Source organism: Citrobacter sp. H12-3-2, from assembly GCF_009649895.1.
GTDB lineage: Bacteria > Pseudomonadota > Gammaproteobacteria > Enterobacterales > Enterobacteriaceae > Citrobacter > Citrobacter portucalensis.
Genome location: NZ_CP045837.1, coordinates 3,786,208 through 3,798,637, shown reverse-complemented (window position 1 = coordinate 3,798,637; position 12,430 = coordinate 3,786,208). Strand labels below are relative to the sequence as shown.

The following is a 12,430-nucleotide window of genomic DNA, read 5'->3' as shown; positions in this document are numbered from 1 at the left end:
ATGATGCCACAGCGGGACGGGTTTGGGGGATTTGCGCATGGGTTCTGCGAGGCGCATTCCAGGGTTTGAGGATAGCGTGCTGAAAGATTTATCGCCGTTATACCTAACAGAAGAAAAAAGTGAGGATATTGTGAGCGATTCTGCGGCTAAAAATATTCTGTCCATCTACCGACGCCATGCGGATGCTTTTGCCAGCCAGCGCTCGCGCACCTTGTTCGAGAAAAGCTGGCTCGATAAATTTATTTCCGTGATGGGCGGGCAGGGCAGCATTGTGGATATTGGCTGCGGCAACGGTCAGCCGATCGCCGGTTATTTTATCCAGCAAGGTTTTCAGCTTACCGGCGTTGATGGTTCCTCGGCGATGCTGGCGCGGGCCCGAAACACTTATCCTGCACAGCACTGGCTGGAACAGGATATGCGCGAGTTGGCACTCAATGAGACTTTCGATGGACTGATCGCCTGGGACAGCTTTTTCCATTTAACTCAGCAGGACCAGCAAAAGATGTTCCCGATTTTTGACCGCCTCAGCCATCCCGGTAGCGCGCTGATGTTTACCAGCGGTACGGACAACGGCATCGCGATGGGGCAATTTGAAGGTGAGCCGCTGTTTCACGCCAGCCTCGCGCCGGATGAATACCGCGCACTGCTGTCAGCACACGGTTTTGCGGTGGTCGAGGTGGTGATGGAAGATCCGCACTGCACCGGGCACACCATCTGGCTGGCGCAAAAAAGAGGCTAATCACCGCGAAAGGTTTTACGCCATTCAGCCGGGCTAACGCCAAAGTGGGATTTAAAATGCTGGCGCCAGGTGACGGGCGACTGAAAACCAACCTGTTCTGCGATGCGTTCAACGGGTAACTGGCTGGACTCCAGCAACGTCTGGCTACGGCGCAGGCGCTCGGCAATCAACCATTCGGCCACGCTTGACCCTGTGGCCTTCATAAAATGACGGGTGAGGGTGCGACGGCTCATCATCACCCGTTGCGCCAGCTCGTCAAGATTATGCGGTTCATGGAGATGCTGGCGCAAATAGTCGAGCAGGACGTTGATGCGCTGATCTTTGGTATTTTTCGCCACCGGTTGCTCGATAAACTGTGCCTGGCCGCCCTCGCGATGTGGCGGCACAATCATCCGTCTGGCAATCTGATTCGCCACCGTGCTGCCAAAACGCTGGCGGATGACGTACAGGCAGCAATCCAGCGCAGCGGCGGTGCCTGCCGAGGTAATAATACCGTCGTCATCCACGTACAGCGCGTTGATATCCAGATGAGCTGCCGGAAAGCGGGCCTGAAAATCCTGCTCGAACTCCCAGTGCGTAGCCGCCCGTTTGCCATCCAGCAGACCGGCGTAGCCGAGGACAAACGCACCCAGGCATAACCCAACAATCTGCGCGCCGTTTTGTCGCGCACGATTGAGCGCATCAAGCAGGCTTTGTGGTGGCCGATGTGCCGTGGTACCCCACCAGGGGATCACCACAATGTCGGCGGCCTCCACCGCTTCATAGCCGTAGGCTGCGTTAATGGAGAAGCCATCCTGCGAGGAAACGATGCCCGGCTGTTCTGCACACAGTTGCACCTCAAAACGCTTTTTCGTCGCCACTTTGTCACTGAAAATAATGCACGGCACCGAGAAGTGAAACGGGCTGAAATCTTCCACGGCAACAATGGCGACGTTAAGCGGTTGCATACGAGTCCTCTGTGGAGTTTAAAACGTCAGGGTTTCGCCATCTTCCGGCACGTTAACGAATTGCGCAATCTGGTTGTCGCAGGCGTACTCTTTCAAGGCTGCGCGGGTCAGCAGACAGTGGTTAATCGCCTCCATGTGGGTCGCCACAATTTGTGCTTCGGGCAGCGTGAAGTGGGTTTTTAGCACATCTTCCGCGCCCATGATAATTGGGCCAAACCCGATAACGTGAGCAAAGCCTGCGTTCAGAATGACCACGCCTGGCTGGAAAGTCCGCATGTTGGTTTCCACCTCGTCGCGCCAGATGGTGTCCCCGACCAGATACAGCGTTTTTTCCGCCGGATGCTGGAAGATAACTCCGCAGGCATCACCCAGACGCTCAGCCATTTGCGGGATGGCGTAAGCGCGATCCGAACCGTGCTGGCCGCCGGTTTTACGCAGGGTGATATCACCAAGCGCAGTGTTTTGCGTCAGTACGGTCAGTTGCGTGAAACCTTGTTCCCGCAGTACCTGCGCATCGCGATCGTTTTGCACATAAATCGGTTTGTCTTTCGGTACGACACGAGCCGCGGATTCATCCCAGTGGTCTTCATGCAGATGGGTCACGATCAGCGCATCAACGTTGAGCAGGGTGTCTATATCGACGGGCAGATCAACGGTCGGGTTGCGGATCTCGGCGCGTGCCGTTCCGGCAAATCCCGGATAAGTACCTTTTGCCGCCAGCATAGGGTCGATCAGAAAGGTTTTGCCACCAAAAGTGATGTGCTGCGTAGCGTTACGGATTTGCGTGATGTTCATGGTGTTTGCTCCACGTGTTGGGTCAGTGGTGTCATCGTAGAGTGTTGTCCAGAAGATGAATGTGGGCAAATGGGCGACTAGCGATGGGATTGGGCCAACTGCGGATTACAGATGTCGATAATGTAATTAGAATTAAAGTAATTTAATATTTCCTTGGTGGCTCGTTATTTAATAATCAGCCATTATATCGAACTGAATAAGAATGCTGTTATTTAAATACGGAAGGTTTATTAAATGCGAAGTGGTGCCGGAAAACATTATTGATATATGTAATGCATAGTGACCAATAAAACAGATCGCGAACCATGAAATAAGAATGCTATCATTCACACCAGACGCGGCAGGCAACTGCTGGCACACGCATTTACCCCGGAGCAACTGATGAACAACGACATTCCGCTAAAATATTATGATATCGCCGACGAGTACGCGACCGAGGCCGCAAAGCCGGTGAGCGACACAGAACGTGACGCGCTGGCGCACTACTTCCAGCAGCTGATCACCCGTTTGATGAACAACGAAGAGATCAGCGAAGAAGCGCAGCAGGAGATGGCTACCGTGGCAGGTGTCGACGCTCAGCGTATCGATGATATTGCGGAGTTTCTCAATCGTTGGGGTAACGAGTAGCCAAAGACATGGCCTGTGTTTTACACTGCGCGCAAATTGAGTAGGTATACTCTACAAGTAATAGGTTTAATCAGGCGGAAACAGCAATGAACGGAACAATCACAACGTGGTTTAAAGATAAAGGCTTTGGATTTATCAAAGATGAAAACGGCGACAACCGCTATTTTCATGTGATTAAGGTTGCTAATCCTGAGCTGATCAAGAAAGACGCGGCGGTGACTTTTGAGCCCACCACCAACAACAAAGGCTTGTCTGCCTACGCGGTAAAAGTCATACCAGACAGCAAGTACATCTATATTGCAGGCGAGCGTCTGAAGCTCACCTCGATCAAGTCATTCCTGGTCTACAGCGAAGAAGTCCCTGTAGAGACCCGTATCGACAAAGAAAATGCTGTGCTGTCTGTCGGCGTGCTGATGAACAGCATCCGACCGAAATCAGACGTCAAGCCTGGTGAATTGCGCACGCTGAAAAAGCTGGCTATCACCACCTTCCAGGGCACGACGCTGATCTTCTCGGAAGATGAAATCGACATCGACGCGACGGTGAAACTGCTTAAAGTCTGAAACCCTTCGAACTGAATAAAAACCGGAACGCCGCGCTTTCCAGGAGCGGGTTTCGGTTTTTTTTTTGATATGTGTAATTTACGTGATTCAGGTATGTAGTGATAAAATTAGTAGGTAGCAATCCGTTTCTGAATAGGTATATATTATCCGTATTAAATAAATATGATCGCCAACTATTTGCAGATTAGTAGCACGGTTAACTAATAGTGATTCACCGATATAACTAATGGGGTAATATAAGTGATTTTTAAAAAAATATGGAAAGCTATATCTTCTGAATATATACCATCGGCCATTTGCTTTTTTCTCCTTGCAAAAATGGATTATGAAATAATATCTATCTGGCCACAGAATGAATCGGTTGATGACAGAATTAAACTTTCTTTACTATTCATTCATTTGGTGATGATTTTAGTGATGTTTACTCCGCTAATTAATCGGTTTTTGTCACGAGTAGACAATGAGAAACTTGAAAAGTTTATAGCTCTTCCGCAGAAAGGTAAAAACATCACATACATCGATTATTATGATTTTCTGAGCGGGCTTGCTTTATCAGCATTTTACTTATCTATCCTTATTTTTACAATGAAGAGTATTTACGAAGAAGCAGGATGGATAATTTCTGGTATTTATATATTTACAATGTTTGTGTCTTCTATTTCTATTGCTGCATTGTCATTGCTTAGATTTATCTGGTTATTTACAAAGTTTAATAATTATATATATTGGTTTATTGTTTTACTTGCGAGCAGTATGTGTATGGCAGTTATTGGTGCCGCGATGAAAATGGCCTCGTAAAAATGCGCTTAATATCTGTAACAGTAATAATGGAGTATAAACTCTAAATAACAATACAGCTGGAACAGTGATGATTCCGTTTTGTAATCCGTGGGATGCATTGTTGCAAAGCTTAAAGCCTCTTTTGAAGAGGCTTTAAGCCCTCAGCGACCAGGGAAGTAAAAGACTGTCTTTCCTGGTGTTGAGCATTCTGCCAAAAACATAATTAACAGTATTCCAACTACTTTCTTCATTATCACGAGACTGCCGGATTTACCACGTCATCCATCAGTATGTAACGTGCTTCCTGGCGCGTGTATTGATCGATTAATGGTACAAGTCGCTGGAAATGCTCGCTGGCACAATGTTCATCGAGAGCCGCGTGGTTTGGCCATTCTTCGATAAAAATAAAATGCCCCGGATCTTTTTCATCAATATAGAGGTCGTAAGCAATGCAGTGCGGTTCTTTCTTCGTTGCCGCTATTAGCTCACGATACAACGGGAGAACAGTTTCAATATACTCAGGTTTGATGAAATCCTCAGCAATGACCTTTAACATGCAGCCTCCTGGCAGAAAACGAATGCACACTATGTAATGAAGATATTTTTTGGGCAAGAGGTCACAGAGTTTTATCGGCCGGATAGTGAGTTATGCCAGCTATCAATCAGATGATCCGCATAACTGTGATCCATCTCACCTCCCGGCAACCAAAATCTCCTGCGATTCGACGCCGTCCTCTATCTGTTTCGCCACCTTTTGTAAGGCCGGAAGATGCTTTTCCGCGGCCTGTTCGATGGTCATGGCGCTGGCCATATACACCAAATTCAGGCAGCCGATCACCCGCTGTTCGCTGCGGATGGGGACGGCGATAGAAGCGATTTTTTCCTCCTGATCCCAACCGCGAAAGTTCTGGCCAAAACCGTCTTTTCGCGCGCGGGTCAAAATGGCATTGAGCTTCAGCGGCTCGCGCGCAAGCTGGAACTCTTCTCCCGATCGGGAGGCAAGCATTTCAATCAGTTCCTGCCGTTCATTCTCCGGGCAAAATGCCAGCCAGGTCAGACCGGATGCGGTTTTCAGCAGTGGCAAACGACGCCCTACCATCGCCCGGTGAAACGACAGACGGCTGAAACGGTGGGTGGTTTCACGTACCACCATCGCGTCCACATCCAGCGTGGAAACGTCGGTCGGCCAGATGACCTCGCGCAGCAAATCTCCCAGCAGCGGGGCGGCGAGTGCAGAAATCCACTGCTCGTCACGAAACCCCTCGCTGAGCTGGCGGACTTTAATGGTTAAGCGAAAGCTGTCATCGGACAGGCTGCGCCGGACGTAACCCTCATCCTGCAGGGTTTCCAGCAGCCGTCTGACCGTGGTGCGATGCAGGCCGCTTAACTCAGCAAGCAAGCCAACACTGGCCCCACCATCGAGCCGGTTTAACATATTTAATAACATTAATCCGCGCGTTAATCCGCGTACGGTTTTGTACTCAGTGCTCTCGTCATTTTTCATATTTATTGACAAATCTACAGGTAAAACAACGTTGTGCACTTAGTGCACATCCTAGCATGTTTTGATTGTAGCGCAAAAACTCGCTTCTATACTGACCGCACAACAAAAAATTATTCACATATTTTTAACAAAACAAATTGCGCCTCACCAGGGTCCGCAATTGCGTTTTGTCCGAGTCGTGAGGTTCTGAAATGACAACAAAAAACCCGGATATCCAACCCGCTTTGCAGCATACCGCGCAGGTGGCGATTGCCGGTGCTGGTCCGGTAGGGCTGATGATGGCCAACTATCTTGGGCAGATGGGCATTGAGGTGTTGGTAGTGGAGAAGCTCGACACGCTGATCGACTATCCTCGCGCCATCGGCATTGATGATGAAGCGCTGCGCACTATGCAGTCTGTGGGGCTGGTCGAGAACGTTTTGCCGCACACCACGCCGTGGCACGCGATGCGCTTTCTCACCCCGAAAGGCCGCTGTTTTGCTGATATCCAGCCGATGACCGACGAATTTGGCTGGTCGCGCCGCAATGCTTTTATTCAGCCGCAGGTGGACGCGGTGATGTTGGAAGGGTTGTCGCGTTTTCCCAACGTGCGCTGCCTGTTCTCCCGCGAGCTGGAGGCCTTCAGCCAACAAAACGGCGAAGTGACGCTAAATCTGAAAGCGCCAGACGGTCAACGTGAAACGGTGAAGGCTCAGTGGCTGGTGGCCTGCGACGGCGGCGGCAGCAACGTCAGACGTTCTCTGAACGTGCCGTTTGAAGGTAAAACCGCGCCGAATCAGTGGATTGTGGTGGATATCGCCAACGATCCGCTCAGCACGCCGCATGTGTATTTGTGCTGCGATCCGGTGCGCCCGTATGTCTCTGCCGCGCTGCCGCACGCGGTGCGCCGTTTTGAGTTTATGGTTATGCCGGGGGAAACCGAAGCGCAGCTTAGCGAGCCGCAGAATATGCGCCAGTTACTGAGCAAAGTGCTGCCGAACCCGGACAACGTCGAGCTGATCCGCCAGCGCGTGTATACCCATAATGCTCGTCTGGCCGAACGTTTTCGTATTGACCGCGTGCTGCTGGCGGGCGATGCGGCGCACATTATGCCGGTCTGGCAGGGTCAGGGATACAACAGCGGCATGCGCGATGCTTTCAACCTGGCATGGAAACTGGCGCTGGTGATTAACGGTAAAGCCGACGATGCGCTGTTGGATACCTACCAGCAGGAACGCCGCGACCACGCCAAAGCGATGATCGACCTCTCCGTGACCGCTGGCAACGTACTTGCGCCGCCCAAACGCTGGCACGGCGCGGTACGCGATGGGGTTTCCTGGCTGTTGAACTATATTCCGCCGGTCAAACGTTACTTCCTTGAAATGCGGTTTAAGCCGATGCCGCAGTACCACGCCGGGGCGCTGGTGCGTGAAGGCGACGCGAAAACTTCACAGGTCGGCAAGATGTTTATCCAGCCGAAGGTGACGCTGGAATCGGGCGAAGTGACGTTGCTCGACAACGTCATCGGACCGAATTTCGCGGTGATTGGCTGGGGCTGTAACCCACTATGGGGCATGAGCGAGGCGCAGATCCAACAGTGGCAGGCGCTGGGGACGCGTTTTATCCAGGTCGTGCCGGATACGCAGATACATACCGATCAGGATAACCACGACGGCGTTACCCGCATAGGCGATACGCAAAACCGCCTGCGCGCGTGGTTTGCCCAGCACAACGCCGCGCTGGTAGTCATGCGCCCGGACCGCTTCGTGGCCGCCATCGCCATTCCGCAAACCCTGGGCAGCACCCTGAATAAACTGGCGTCGGTGATGACGCTCACTCACGCTACTGCCGACATTCCTGTTGAAAAGGTTGCCTGATATGCACGCTTATCTTCACTGTCTTTCCCACTCGCCGCTGGTGGGCTATGTCGACCCGGCACAGGCTGTGCTCGACGAGGTTAACGGCGTGATCGCCAGCGCTCGGGCACGTATTGCGGCGTTCGAACCTGAACTGGTCGTGCTGTTTGCCCCCGATCACTACAACGGATTTTTCTACGACGTGATGCCGCCGTTCTGTTTAGGCGTTGGAGCTACGGCGATCGGCGATTTTGGTAGCGCGGCGGGGGAATTACCGGTGCCGACAGATCTGGCTGAAGCCTGCGCCCACGCGGTAATGAAAAGCGGTATCGATCTCGCCGTGTCCTACAACATGCAGGTCGATCATGGCTTCGCGCAGCCGCTGGAGTTTTTGCTCGGCGGCCTGGATAAGGTGCCGGTGCTGCCAGTGTTTATTAACGGCGTCGCCACGCCGCTGCCGGGCTTTCAGCGTACCCGCATGCTCGGTGAAGCGATTGGCCGTTTCGCCAGCTCGCTGAATAAGCGCGTGCTGTTTTTAGGCTCCGGCGGGCTATCGCACCAGCCGCCGGTACCGGAGCTGGCGAAGGCCGATGCCCATATGCGTGACCGCCTGCTCGGCAGCGGCAAACAGTTACCTGAAAACGAGCGCGAGCTACGCCAGCAGCGGGTGATCAGCGCCGCCGAGAAGTTTGTGGTCGATCAAAACACGCTACACCCGCTTAACCCTGTCTGGGATAACCGTTTTATGACCCTGCTTGAGCAGGGGCGTTTGCAGGAGTTGGATGCGGTCAGTAACGAAGAGCTGTCCGCGATGGCGGGCAAATCAACGCACGAAGTTAAAACCTGGGTTGCCGCCTTTGCCGCCATTTCTGCCTTTGGCAACTGGCGCAGCGAAGGCCGTTATTACCGCCCGATCCCGGAGTGGATCGCCGGATTCGGCTCCCTGAGCGCCACTACGCAGAACTAAAACAGAACTGAATATGCAGGAGAACATCATGACTTACCAACCGCAAACCGAAGCCGCTACCAGTCGTTTTCTGGAGGTGCAGGAAGCAGGCGAAACCCTACGCGTGCATTTCAATGACTGTGGGCAGGGCGAAGAGACCGTCGTGCTGCTGCACGGATCCGGTCCTGGCGCGACGGGCTGGGCAAACTTCAGCCGCAATATCGATCCGCTGGTACAGGCCGGATACCGGGTGATCCTGTTGGATTGTCCTGGCTGGGGCAAAAGCGATGGGATCGTTAACCGCGGTTCGCGATCCGATCTCAACGCCCGCATCCTGAAAAGCGTGGTCGATCAGTTGGATATTCAAACAGTCCACCTGCTGGGTAACTCGATGGGCGGTCACAGTGCTGTGGCGTTTACCCTGAGCTGGCCGGAGCGCGTGGGCAAACTGGTGCTAATGGGTGGCGGAACGGGCGGCATGAGCCTGTTTACCCCGATGCCGACCGAAGGTATCAAGCGCCTGAATCAGCTGTATCGCGAGCCGACCATCGAGAATCTGAAGCTGATGATGGAGATCTTTGTCTTCGACACCAGCGACCTGACCGAGGCGTTGTTTGAGGCGCGCCTGAATAACATGCTGTCGCGTCGCGATCACCTGGAAAACTTTGTCCAGAGCCTGGAGGCCAACCCGAAACAGTTCCCGGATTTCAGCCCGCGTCTGGGTGAAATCAAAGCCCAGACTCTGATTGTCTGGGGACGCAATGACCGCTTTGTACCGATGGATGCCGGTCTGCGCCTGCTCTCCGGAATTGCCGGTTCTGAGCTGCATATCTACCGCGACTGCGGGCACTGGGCGCAGTGGGAACATGCGGATGCCTTTAACCAACTGGTGCTGAACTTCCTCGCACGCCCTTAAGGAACGGACATGACGAATCGTAATCTTGAGCAGCTAGCCGCCGATTTACGTCAGGCTGAAGAAAAAGGGGAAGCCATTGCCCCACTGCGTGAATTGATTGGTGTGGATAACGCCGAAGCGGCCTACGCCATTCAGCGCATCAACGTGCAGTACGACGTGGCGCGCGGGCGTCGCGTGGTCGGGCGCAAAGTGGGGCTGACGCACCCGAAAGTGCAGCAACAGCTGGGTGTCGATCAACCGGACTTCGGTACGCTGTTTGCTGATATGTGTTATGGCGATAACGAAACCATCCCGTTTTCCCGTGTGCTGCAACCGCGTATTGAAGCCGAAATTGCGCTGGTGCTGAACCGCGATCTGCCCAATACCGACACCACTTTTGACGAGCTTTACAACGCCATAGAGTGGGTACTTCCCGCGCTGGAAGTGGTCGGCAGCCGTATCCGCGACTGGTCGATCAAATTTGTTGATACCGTGGCGGATAACGCCTCCTGTGGCGTGTATGTGGTCGGCGGTCCGGCACAGCGTCCGGCAGGATTAGATCTGAAAAACTGCGCGATGAAAATGACGCGCAACAACGAAGAGGTCTCCAGCGGGCGCGGCAGCGAATGCCTGGGACATCCGATCAACGCCGCCGTCTGGCTAGCGCGCAAAATGGCCAGCCTCGGCGAGCCGCTGCGTGCGGGAGACATTATTCTCACCGGAGCGTTAGGCCCGATGGTGGCGGTGAATGCGGGCGATCGTTTCGAAGCCTATATCGACGGTATTGGTTCAGTCGCCGCCACCTTTTCAGCGGCGGTTACAAAAGGAAGTCAGTCATGAGTAAGCGTAAAGTCGCCATTATCGGCTCCGGCAACATCGGTACCGATTTGATGATAAAAATTTTGCGTCACGGCGTGCATCTGGAAATGGCGGTGATGGTCGGTATCGATCCAGAATCTGATGGCCTGGCGCGTGCCCGACGCATGGGCGTTGCCACCACCCATGAAGGGGTGAAAGGGCTTATCGACATGCCGGAATTCGCTGATATCGACATTGTGTTTGACGCCACCAGCGCAGGCGCGCATGTGAAGAACGACGCCGCGCTACGTGCCGTTAAACCAGGCATCCGCCTGATCGACCTGACGCCCGCGGCAATCGGTCCTTACTGCGTGCCGGTGGTGAATCTGGCAGCCAACGTTGATCAGCAGAACGTCAATATGGTGACCTGCGGCGGACAGGCGACCATCCCAATGGTGGCGGCAGTTTCTCGCGTGGCAAAAGTCCATTACGCCGAGATTATCGCCTCGATCGCCAGTAAATCGGCGGGGCCGGGTACCCGTGCCAATATCGACGAGTTTACCGAAACTACCTCGAAGGCGATTGAAGTGGTCGGCGGCGCGGCAAAAGGCAAAGCCATTATTGTCCTTAACCCGGCCGAGCCGCCGCTGATGATGCGTGACACGGTGTATGTGCTGAGCGAAGCGGCCTCTGAGGTTGAAGTTGAAGCGTCGATTAATGAGATGGCGGCGGCGGTGCAGGCCTACGTGCCGGGCTATCGCCTGAAACAGCGTGTCCAGTTTGAAGTCATCCCGGAGGATAAACCGGTGAATCTGCCGGGTATCGGCCAGTTCTCTGGGCTGAAAACCGCGGTGTATCTGGAAGTGGAAGGCGCGGCGCACTATTTACCAGCCTACGCGGGCAACCTCGACATTATGACCTCCAGCGCGCTGGCGACCGCTGAGAAGATGGCGCAGTCCCTCGCTCGTCAGGCAGGAGAAGCAGCATGAACGGTAAAAAACTCTATATCTCTGACGTGACCCTGCGCGACGGTATGCACGCTATTCGTCATCAATATTCGCTGGAGAATGTGCGCCAGATAGCCAAAGCGCTGGACGACGCACGGGTTGATTCTATTGAAGTGGCCCACGGCGACGGTTTACAAGGTTCCAGCTTTAACTACGGCTTTGGTGCGCACAGCGACCTGGAGTGGATTGAAGCGGCGGCGGACGTGGTGAAGCATGCCAAAATTGCCACGCTGTTGCTGCCGGGTATCGGCACTATTCATGACCTGAAAAATGCATATCAGGCCGGCGCACGGGTAGTGCGCGTGGCGACCCACTGCACTGAAGCGGATGTGTCGGCCCAGCATATTCAGTATGCGCGTGAGCTTGGCATGGATACCGTCGGCTTTCTGATGATGAGCCATATGACCACACCGGAGAACCTGGCACAGCAGGCGAAGCTGATGGAAAACTACGGCGCGACCTGTATTTATGTGGTCGATTCCGGCGGCGCAATGAACATGAGCGATATTCGCGCCCGCTTCCGCGCACTGAAAGCGGTGCTGAAGCCGGAAACAGAAACCGGAATGCATGCGCATCACAACCTGAGTCTTGGGGTGGCGAACTCCATTGCCGCGGTAGAAGAGGGGTGTGACCGTATCGACGCCAGCCTGGCCGGGATGGGCGCAGGCGCGGGCAACGCGCCATTGGAGGTATTTATCGCCGCTGCGGATAAGCTTGGTTGGCAGCACGGCACCGATCTCTATGCACTGATGGACGCCGCCGACGATTTAGTGCGTCCACTACAAGACCGCCCGGTGCGGGTGGATCGTGAAACGCTGGCGCTGGGCTATGCCGGGGTGTACTCCAGCTTCCTGCGTCATTGCGAAGTGGCGGCAGCACGTTATGACCTGAGCGCAGTAGATATTCTGGTGGAACTGGGCAAACGTCGGATGGTGGGCGGCCAGGAAGATATGATCGTCGACGTAGCGCTGGACCTGCGCAACCGCAAATAAAA

The 12,430-nt window shown here is 53.9% G+C and carries 14 protein-coding genes; 10 read left to right on the top strand and 4 right to left on the bottom strand.

What is annotated here, in order from left to right; genetic code table 11:
- The first annotated feature begins 130 nt into the window (after positions 1 to 130).
- Positions 131 to 739 carry a class I SAM-dependent methyltransferase gene (locus GHC22_RS18200; protein WP_370458821.1) on the top strand — a complete coding sequence of 203 codons (609 nt, stop codon included), beginning with the start codon at positions 131 to 133 and terminating at the stop codon, positions 737 to 739.
- On the opposite strand, the gene GHC22_RS18195 is transcribed toward GHC22_RS18200, so the two are convergent.
- Positions 736 to 1,686 carry a GlxA family transcriptional regulator gene (locus GHC22_RS18195; RefSeq protein ID WP_137377064.1) on the bottom strand — a complete coding sequence of 317 codons (951 nt, stop codon included), beginning with the start codon at positions 1,684 to 1,686 and terminating at the stop codon, positions 736 to 738. The two genes, GHC22_RS18200 and GHC22_RS18195, sit on opposite strands and share 4 nt — an antisense overlap.
- A gap of 18 nt (positions 1,687 to 1,704) precedes the next feature.
- Complete coding sequence (locus tag GHC22_RS18190; RefSeq protein ID WP_032942484.1) at positions 1,705 to 2,481, bottom strand: MBL fold metallo-hydrolase; 777 nt, start codon at positions 2,479 to 2,481, stop codon at positions 1,705 to 1,707.
- 381 nt (positions 2,482 to 2,862) lie between these two features.
- Here GHC22_RS18190 and GHC22_RS18185 point away from each other — a divergent pair, with 381 nt between their 5' ends.
- From GHC22_RS18185 to GHC22_RS18175, 3 genes are all read left to right on the top strand, one after another.
- Complete coding sequence (locus GHC22_RS18185; RefSeq protein ID WP_003021350.1) at positions 2,863 to 3,108, top strand: YmjA family protein; 246 nt, start codon at positions 2,863 to 2,865, stop codon at positions 3,106 to 3,108.
- 86 nt (positions 3,109 to 3,194) lie between these two features.
- Positions 3,195 to 3,671, top strand: a complete 477-nt coding sequence (locus GHC22_RS18180; protein WP_153753676.1) for a cold-shock protein — start codon at positions 3,195 to 3,197, stop codon at positions 3,669 to 3,671.
- Between the two features lie 240 nt (positions 3,672 to 3,911).
- Positions 3,912 to 4,469 carry a hypothetical protein gene (locus tag GHC22_RS18175; protein WP_228553199.1) on the top strand — a complete coding sequence of 186 codons (558 nt, stop codon included), beginning with the start codon at positions 3,912 to 3,914 and terminating at the stop codon, positions 4,467 to 4,469.
- Positions 4,470 to 4,704: 235 nt separating this feature from the next.
- Here GHC22_RS18175 and GHC22_RS18170 read toward each other — a convergent pair whose 3' ends face one another.
- The gene (locus GHC22_RS18170) at positions 4,705 to 5,007 is read right to left on the bottom strand and encodes a putative quinol monooxygenase (protein WP_008783873.1); all 303 of its coding nucleotides are present in this window, start codon (positions 5,005 to 5,007) and stop codon (positions 4,705 to 4,707) included.
- 135 nt (positions 5,008 to 5,142) lie between these two features.
- On the bottom strand, positions 5,143 to 5,955 hold the full coding sequence (locus GHC22_RS18165) for a DNA-binding transcriptional regulator (RefSeq protein WP_048226474.1): 813 nt from the start codon (positions 5,953 to 5,955) through the stop codon (positions 5,143 to 5,145).
- Between the two features lie 191 nt (positions 5,956 to 6,146).
- Between GHC22_RS18165 and GHC22_RS18160 the strand changes: the two genes are divergently transcribed.
- The 6 genes from GHC22_RS18160 to mhpE are packed head-to-tail and all read left to right on the top strand — an operon-like array spanning position 6,147 to position 12,428.
- The gene (locus tag GHC22_RS18160; RefSeq protein ID WP_153753675.1) at positions 6,147 to 7,811 is read left to right on the top strand and encodes a bifunctional 3-(3-hydroxy-phenyl)propionate/3-hydroxycinnamic acid hydroxylase; all 1,665 of its coding nucleotides are present in this window, start codon (positions 6,147 to 6,149) and stop codon (positions 7,809 to 7,811) included.
- 1 nt (position 7,812) lies between these two features.
- Positions 7,813 to 8,757 carry a 2,3-dihydroxyphenylpropionate/2,3-dihydroxicinnamic acid 1,2-dioxygenase gene (gene mhpB, locus GHC22_RS18155; protein WP_048236000.1) on the top strand — a complete coding sequence of 315 codons (945 nt, stop codon included), beginning with the start codon at positions 7,813 to 7,815 and terminating at the stop codon, positions 8,755 to 8,757.
- 28 nt (positions 8,758 to 8,785) lie between these two features.
- Positions 8,786 to 9,652, top strand: a complete 867-nt coding sequence (mhpC, locus tag GHC22_RS18150) for a 2-hydroxy-6-oxonona-2,4-dienedioate hydrolase (RefSeq protein WP_016149676.1) — start codon at positions 8,786 to 8,788, stop codon at positions 9,650 to 9,652.
- A 9-nt stretch (positions 9,653 to 9,661) separates the two neighbouring features.
- A complete protein-coding gene (gene mhpD, locus GHC22_RS18145) occupies positions 9,662 to 10,471 on the top strand; it encodes a 2-keto-4-pentenoate hydratase (protein WP_008783878.1) in 810 nt (269 codons plus the stop codon).
- The gene (gene mhpF / locus GHC22_RS18140; protein WP_008783879.1) at positions 10,468 to 11,418 is read left to right on the top strand and encodes an acetaldehyde dehydrogenase; all 951 of its coding nucleotides are present in this window, start codon (positions 10,468 to 10,470) and stop codon (positions 11,416 to 11,418) included. Before mhpD ends, mhpF begins: the two co-directional genes overlap by 4 nt.
- Positions 11,415 to 12,428: a 4-hydroxy-2-oxovalerate aldolase gene (mhpE, locus tag GHC22_RS18135; RefSeq protein WP_032942491.1), complete on the top strand. Its 1,014-nt coding sequence runs from the start codon at positions 11,415 to 11,417 to the stop codon at positions 12,426 to 12,428. The genes mhpF and mhpE overlap by 4 nt, the downstream gene beginning before the upstream one ends.
- The last annotated feature ends 2 nt before the right edge of the window (positions 12,429 to 12,430 follow it).

Bases quoted from the DNA above. Each gene is read 5' to 3' on its own strand.
- GHC22_RS18195 (WP_137377064.1), bottom strand. From the start codon at position 1,686: ATGCAACCGCTTAACGTCGCCATTGTTGCCGTGGAAGATTTCAGCCCG.
- GHC22_RS18190 (WP_032942484.1), bottom strand. From the start codon at position 2,481: ATGAACATCACGCAAATCCGTAACGCTACGCAGCACATCACTTTTGGT.
- GHC22_RS18185 (WP_003021350.1), top strand. From the start codon at position 2,863: ATGAACAACGACATTCCGCTAAAATATTATGATATCGCCGACGAGTAC.
- GHC22_RS18180 (WP_153753676.1), top strand. From the start codon at position 3,195: ATGAACGGAACAATCACAACGTGGTTTAAAGATAAAGGCTTTGGATTT.
- GHC22_RS18170 (WP_008783873.1), bottom strand. From the start codon at position 5,007: ATGTTAAAGGTCATTGCTGAGGATTTCATCAAACCTGAGTATATTGAA.
- GHC22_RS18165 (WP_048226474.1), bottom strand. From the start codon at position 5,955: ATGAAAAATGACGAGAGCACTGAGTACAAAACCGTACGCGGATTAACG.
- GHC22_RS18160 (WP_153753675.1), top strand. From the start codon at position 6,147: ATGACAACAAAAAACCCGGATATCCAACCCGCTTTGCAGCATACCGCG.
- mhpB (WP_048236000.1), top strand. From the start codon at position 7,813: ATGCACGCTTATCTTCACTGTCTTTCCCACTCGCCGCTGGTGGGCTAT.
- mhpC (WP_016149676.1), top strand. From the start codon at position 8,786: ATGACTTACCAACCGCAAACCGAAGCCGCTACCAGTCGTTTTCTGGAG.
- mhpD (WP_008783878.1), top strand. From the start codon at position 9,662: ATGACGAATCGTAATCTTGAGCAGCTAGCCGCCGATTTACGTCAGGCT.
- mhpF (WP_008783879.1), top strand. From the start codon at position 10,468: ATGAGTAAGCGTAAAGTCGCCATTATCGGCTCCGGCAACATCGGTACC.
- mhpE (WP_032942491.1), top strand. From the start codon at position 11,415: ATGAACGGTAAAAAACTCTATATCTCTGACGTGACCCTGCGCGACGGT.